We start from the raw sequence: 1,066 nt of genomic DNA, 5'->3' as shown, positions 1-1,066 counted from the left end.
TGGAAGGGGTAGGTGGGCAGGGCGATCCGGCCCGCCTCCCGGCCCGCGAACACGCCCTCCCAGTCGAACTCCACACCCGCCACGTGCAGTTCAGCCACCGCACGCACCAACGCCTCGTCCTCCGCCAGCCCCTTGCGAACCGCCGGAACCACCACCACGTCCGCATCCGTACCGGTCAGGCACTCCTGCGCCAGCGCCGACAACACCCCGCCCGGACCGACCTCGATGAGCCGGTCCACCCCGGCGCCCGCAAGCCACGCCACCTGGTCCGCGAACAACACCGCATCCCGCACATGACGCACCCAGTACTCCGGATCACACACCGACTCCCCCGCCGGCATCCCCAAACGCGGCACCGAGAACGAAACCCCCGACACCACCTCCCGGAACCCCTCCAACATCGGCTCCATCAACGGCGAATGAAACGCATGACTCACCCGCAACCGACGAACCCGGCACCCCTCAGCCCGGAACCGCCCCTCCAGCTCCGACACGGCCTCGGCCTCACCCGAGACCACCACCGCCCGAGGACCGTTCACCGCCGCAACCGACACCCGACCAGCGAACTCACCCACCACCACGGAGACTTCACCCGCCGACGCCTCCACCGCCAACATCGCCCCACCCGACGGCAGAGCCCCCATCAACCGAGCCCGCGCCGCCACCACCACACACGCATCCGCCAGCGACCACACCCCCGCCACATGCGCAGCCGCCAACTCACCGATCGAATGCCCCGCCACGAACCCGGGACGCACACCCCACGACTCCAGCAACCGGAACAACGCCACCTCGAACGCGAACAACGCCGGCTGCGTGAACTCCGTCCGATCCAGCAGCCCGTCCCCGGCCTCGGCGAACATCACCTCCCGCAACGACGGCCCGTCCACCAGACCCTCGAAGCACCCCAACACCTCATCCAAAGCAGCCGCGAACACCGGGAACGAGCCGTACGACACCCGCCCCATCCCCGCCCGCTGACTCCCCTGACCCGAGAACAGCAGCCCCAACCGACCACCCGAACCACCCACCACACCCGACACCACACGCCCCGACTCCCCACCGA

The 1,066-nt window shown here is 69.6% G+C and carries 1 protein-coding gene; it reads right to left on the bottom strand.

Going from position 1 to position 1,066, the window contains the following annotated elements; translation table 11 throughout:
• The coding region (locus ACIQIB_RS39560; protein WP_400764336.1) for an acyltransferase domain-containing protein at positions 1-1,010 on the bottom strand (1,010 nt) is incomplete at its 3' end.
• Positions 1,011-1,066: the final 56 nt, after the last annotated feature.

It is taken from the genome of Kitasatospora sp. NPDC092286 (assembly GCF_044755565.1).
Classification (GTDB): domain Bacteria; phylum Actinomycetota; class Actinomycetes; order Streptomycetales; family Streptomycetaceae; genus Kitasatospora.
Note: the sequence above shows the minus strand (reverse complement) of the source record. Positions and strands in the feature narration are given on the sequence as shown.